Origin of the sequence: Bradyrhizobium sp. (assembly GCF_019244115.1) — a bacterium.
Lineage (GTDB): Bacteria > Pseudomonadota > Alphaproteobacteria > Rhizobiales > Xanthobacteraceae > Bradyrhizobium.
The window spans coordinates 1-4,608 of sequence record NZ_JAFATE010000447.1 but is presented as its reverse complement, the minus strand read 5'-3'; the positions used below and the strand labels follow the sequence as shown (position 1 = coordinate 4,608).

Below are 4,608 nucleotides of genomic sequence, written 5' to 3'. Positions count from 1 at the left end.
CGCAAGGCCTGCCTTCGGGAGGATTTTGGGATGCTGACGCTGCATTTCGCACCGGGTTCGAGCTCCATGGCGGTGCACATCGCGCTGCATGAGATCGGCGCATCATTCGAAGCGAAGCCGATGTCGTTCCGGGCGAAAGACATGCAGCCACCGATTATTTGAAGTTGAATCCGGAAGGCAAGGTCCCGACCCTCGTCATCGACGGTCGGCCGCTCACCGAGGTCGCCGCGATCCTGTTTTATCTCGCAAGACGTTTCCCCGCAGCCGAACTGTTGCCCGGGGATATCGAGGCCGAGGCGCAGACGTTGTCGTGGATGTCGTTCATTGCCGCGACATTGCATCCGGCACGCCGGCAGGGGCTCGATCATGCGAGAGCGGTCTATGCGATCGCGGACAAGCGTCTCGGCGCGATGTGGACGCTCGGCGAACACTACTCGATTGCCGATATCCATCTGTTCCGGCTGTACTGGCGACTATTCAATTCGCTAAAACCCGTGCCCGGCACGTTTCCGAATCTCGATGCCCATTACGCGCGAATGATGGCGCGGCCGGCGGTCGCAAAGACGATCGCGATCGAAACCGCGATCGGCTATGAACTGCCGGGGTGACGGCTGTCATTCCGGGGCGCCTCGCAGAGGCGAACCCGGAATCTCGAGATTCCGGGTTCGGTCCTGCGGACCGCCCCGGAATGACGGTCATGGTGATTGGCTGCGTCGCTGCGCTCTTCGCAACGACGGCGCATTTCAAACACCTGCGCAAATTTCGTTTAAAACTTTGTTGGCGGTGAAATCCGCAGCCGGTTCGCGTTCAATGGCGTTAAGGCATCACCGCGCGAGCCGACCATGACGGTCACCGACATTCCCGCTGGCTTCGCGCCGCATTTCCGCAAAAGCCCGTTCACCGATCCGTGGGAGCCGCTCTATTCGAAGCGCACCGAGAAGGGTGTGACCATGGGACTGCGCCTCGACAGGCCGCACACCAACGCGCGCGGCCTCATCCATGGCGGACTGATTGCTTCGCTGGCCGACAATTCCATGGGCTATAGCTGCGCCCAGGCGATGGGCGGGACGTCATCGCTGGTCACCATCAGCCTCGCCGTCGATTTCATCGGCGGCGCGCAACTCGGGCAGTGGCTCGCGGTGGAGAGCGAAGCGATCAGGACGGGCAGCACGATCTGCTTTGCTCAGAGCCTGATCAAGGCCGAGGATGTGGTGATCGCCCGCGCCAGCGCCACCTTCCGCGTGGTGTCGAAGAAGGAGTGAACGTCATTTGGGAGCGCGAGGCAAATTGTGCCCTCATGCCCCGCGAAAGCGGGCATCCAGTACGCCGCGGCATTGATCGGAATCGAGATAGCTGTGATTACTGGATCACCCGCTTTTTCGCGGGTGATGACGAATCTTCGTGACGCGCGCGTTTTGTAGGGCCGCCCATCACTCGAACCGCCAGTCCGCGGTCTCGACCACGAGATCGATGAAGGTGCGGACCTTGGCCGACAGCAGCCGCGAGGTCGGATAGACGACATGGATCGGCAGCGCGGGCTGCTCGTATCCGCCCAGCACGATCGTCAGCCGTCCGCGCTTGAGCTGGTCCGCAGCCTGGTAGGCCAGCACGCGCGTCAGCCCGCCGCCCTCCGCCGCATAATGGATCGCGGCATCGGCGCTGTTGGTGACGAGGCGCGGGGTGACATCGATGCGGATCTCGCGGCCATCCGCGACGAAGCGCCACTGCGCCGTGAGTGCGCTTGCACCGAACTGGATCGTGTCATGGGCCGCGATTGCCTCCGGCGATTTCGGTTCGCCGCGCCGCTTAAGATAGGCAGGAGAGGCGACGACGATGCGCCGCATCTCGCCGACCTGTCGTGCGACAAGCGAAGAATCGGCGAGATGGCCGATCCGCACCGCGAGATCGATGCCATCCTCGACCAGGTTGACGATGCGATCCTCCAGCCGCAACTCGCCGCTGACCTCGCGATGCCTACGCAGATAGGCCGACATCACGGGGCTGACATGGAGGCGCCCAAAACCGACCGGCGCGGACACGACCAGCCGCCCGATCGGCCGCGTCCGCTCGCCCTCGGCGGCGCGCTCGGCCTCCTCGACATCGGCCAAAATGCGCCTGGCACGTTCGAGATAGCGCGCGCCGGCATCGGTGAGCGCCAGAGAGCGCGTGGTCCGCTGCAACAGCCGCGCGCCGAGACGCTGCTCCAGCGCCGCCACCAGCCGCGTCACCGCCGACGGTGACAGTTTCAGCTTGCGAGCCGCCGGCGCGAAACCGCGCAAGTCGGCGACCGCGACGAAGGCCTGCATGGCGTCGATCCGGTCCATGGCTATTATTGCATATACTGCAATGATGCAGTGTCAATTGGCAAGATTGTACAAATCCGCGGAATGCTCATCTTCGAGCGCGAGAACGGCGCCATCGGGCGCGCGTATCGGAGGTTCGATGACCGACACCCAGACCTATTCCAGTGACGTCGCCTTCAGCCCCGCCGTCAAGGCGGTCCAGGCCCGCAAGGGATCGCGTGAGGCCTATGCCCGTGTCGAGCAGCATGGCGGCTGGCGCACCGAGATCGACGAGAACTTGGCGGCGTTTCTTGCTGACACCAACAGTTTTTATCTGGCGACCGCGGCGCACGACGGCCAGCCCTATATCCAGCACCGTGGCGGTCCGAAGGGTTTTGTGAAAGTGCTCGACAAGCAGACGATCGCGTTCGCGGATTACAGCGGCAACCGGCAATACATCACGCAAGGAAACCTCTCGGAAAATCCCAAGGCGCATATCTTCGTGATGGACTATGCGCACCGGCGCAGGGTGAAGGTCTGGGGCGAGGCGCGCGTGGTCGATGACGATCCGGCGCTGCTCGCCTCGTTGATGCCAAGAGGTTACCGGGCGCGTCCGGAACAGGTCATCCTGTTCAAGATCGCGGCCTGGGACACCAATTGTCCGCAGCACATCCCGCAGAAACTCGAGGCGGCCGACGTCGCGACGGCACTGGCCAGCCGCGACGCGCGCATCGCGGAACTAGAGGCGGAGCTGGCCAAGCTGAAGGGTGAAGGTGCGGCCGCGTCGTAGCTGCGTAGTGGGCAAAGCCAAGCGTGCCCACCAAATTTCCGCGATCCTCCGAACGGTGGGCACGGCGCAAGAGCGCCTTTGCCCACCCTACCCTCCATTGCCAGGTCGTCATTGCGAGGCGCTTCAGCGCCGAAGCGATCCAGACTTTCTCAATGACGGCGGTGTAACCCGCCGGCATTGTTCCAGCATGAACATCAACTAAGCCGCCTCCCGCTCCTTCGCCCAGGCGAACTCGGGATAATATTGTCCCATCATCCGCTCGACATAGCTGGTCAGGTTTGCGAACTCCTCGGCGCGGCGGCGGAGTGGCGACGAGAAGAACGGCGTCAAAATGCCGGCGAGCGCGCCGAATGCCGTCGCATCCATGCCGCAGGGTTTGTCGCCCATCATATAGGGCCGCTCGCCGAGCTGCACCGACAGCGCGAGCAGCGACCGCATCGCCAGATCGACGTCCTCATCCGGTGCGTGGCGGCCGAGGCCGCTCAGGAGATAGTTCTCCGCGACTCGGAACTGGGCGTCCTCGCGCAGTTTTTCGCGGCGATCCGCCGGCGCGCCATCGAAGAAGTGCGCCGGCCCCTTGGCAAAATTGTCGGGATCCACCCAGCGCGCGCCGACCAGCGCCCAATAGACATGGTGCTCGATCATGCGCTCGAACGCCCAGGCCTGCGCGCGCTGCTGCTGATCCAGCCCGGCATCGAAATCGAAACCGTATTTCTGCTCGATATGGGCGCGGATGAAGGTCGAATCGGCGACCTTCAGCCCGTCATCCTCGATGAACGGCAGCTGTCCCTTGGGTGAAGCGGGCGGCATCGCCCGCTCCTTGCGGTGGGACAGGCCGGCCATCTTCAGCTGCACCTCGGTCTTGGTGACGAAAGGTGAGATTTCCGGGAGGCCAAAGCCCGGGCCAAACCCATAGAGGACGATCATGCGCGCGCTCCCGCTTTCTTGAACACGCGCTTCACGCTAGTGACCCCCTGCTGCCACCATGGTGTCAGCAGTGGCGTCATGGACGTCCAAAACTCGTAGCCGTAGACGATCAACATGGGACAAAATCCTCTTCGTTGAAGTGTTGTCCCCTTATAGAATCCGCCTGCTGCCAACATCGTGTCAGCATCGGAGACCGCCCGATCAAAGAGCCATAAGAGACGTTCCATGAGACGCGCCGACCGGCTGTTCCAGATCATCCAGGTGCTCAGGCGCACGCGCAATCCGCTGACGGCGGACGCGATCGCGGCCGAGCTCGAGACCTCCAAGCGTACCATCTATCGCGACATCGCCACCCTGATCGGGCAACGCGTGCCGATCCGCGGCGAGGCCGGCATGGGCTACATTCTGGAAAAGGGTTTTGACCTGCCGCCCTTGATGCTGACGCCCGACGAGATCGAGGCTGCCGTGCTCGGCGCGCAGTGGGTGATCGGCCACGCCGATCCGGTGCTGGCGCGCGCTGCCGAAGATCTGATGGCAAAGATCGCCGACACGGTGCCGGAGCGGCTGCGGCCCTTCGTGCTTGAGCCGGCGAGCCGCGCCCGGCCCTAT

Annotated in this window: 7 protein-coding genes; 5 read left to right on the top strand and 2 right to left on the bottom strand. The window is 63.5% G+C overall.

Annotation, left to right across the window (positions count from 1 at the left end):
• The first annotated feature begins 30 nt into the window (after positions 1-30).
• The 3 genes from JOZ76_RS19695 to JOZ76_RS19685 all read left to right on the top strand — a co-directional run bounded on the left by JOZ76_RS19695 (position 31) and on the right by JOZ76_RS19685 (position 1,262).
• Positions 31-162: a hypothetical protein gene (locus JOZ76_RS19695; RefSeq protein ID WP_291701015.1), complete on the top strand. Its 132-nt coding sequence runs from the start codon at positions 31-33 to the stop codon at positions 160-162.
• Positions 159-608, top strand: coding sequence for a glutathione S-transferase family protein (locus JOZ76_RS19690; RefSeq protein ID WP_291701013.1), 450 nt, complete (start codon positions 159-161; stop codon positions 606-608). The genes JOZ76_RS19695 and JOZ76_RS19690 overlap by 4 nt, the downstream gene beginning before the upstream one ends.
• Before the next feature lie 234 nt (positions 609-842).
• A complete protein-coding gene (locus JOZ76_RS19685; protein WP_291701011.1) occupies positions 843-1,262 on the top strand; it encodes a PaaI family thioesterase in 420 nt (139 codons plus the stop codon).
• A 168-nt stretch (positions 1,263-1,430) separates the two neighbouring features.
• Here JOZ76_RS19685 and JOZ76_RS19680 read toward each other — a convergent pair whose 3' ends face one another.
• Positions 1,431-2,324 carry a LysR family transcriptional regulator gene (locus JOZ76_RS19680; RefSeq protein WP_291701009.1) on the bottom strand — a complete coding sequence of 298 codons (894 nt, stop codon included), beginning with the start codon at positions 2,322-2,324 and terminating at the stop codon, positions 1,431-1,433.
• Between the two features lie 118 nt (positions 2,325-2,442).
• Here JOZ76_RS19680 and JOZ76_RS19675 point away from each other — a divergent pair, with 118 nt between their 5' ends.
• Positions 2,443-3,072: a pyridoxamine 5'-phosphate oxidase family protein gene (locus JOZ76_RS19675; RefSeq protein ID WP_291701007.1), complete on the top strand. Its 630-nt coding sequence runs from the start codon at positions 2,443-2,445 to the stop codon at positions 3,070-3,072.
• Between the two features lie 198 nt (positions 3,073-3,270).
• Here JOZ76_RS19675 and JOZ76_RS19670 read toward each other — a convergent pair whose 3' ends face one another.
• Entirely contained in the window at positions 3,271-3,999 is a 729-nt protein-coding gene (locus JOZ76_RS19670) for a glutathione S-transferase family protein (RefSeq protein ID WP_291701005.1), read from the bottom strand.
• 225 nt (positions 4,000-4,224) lie between these two features.
• On the opposite strand from JOZ76_RS19670, the gene JOZ76_RS19665 reads away from it, so the two are divergent.
• Positions 4,225-4,608: helix-turn-helix transcriptional regulator (locus tag JOZ76_RS19665; RefSeq protein ID WP_291701003.1), on the top strand; the 384-nt coding region annotated here is incomplete at its 3' end.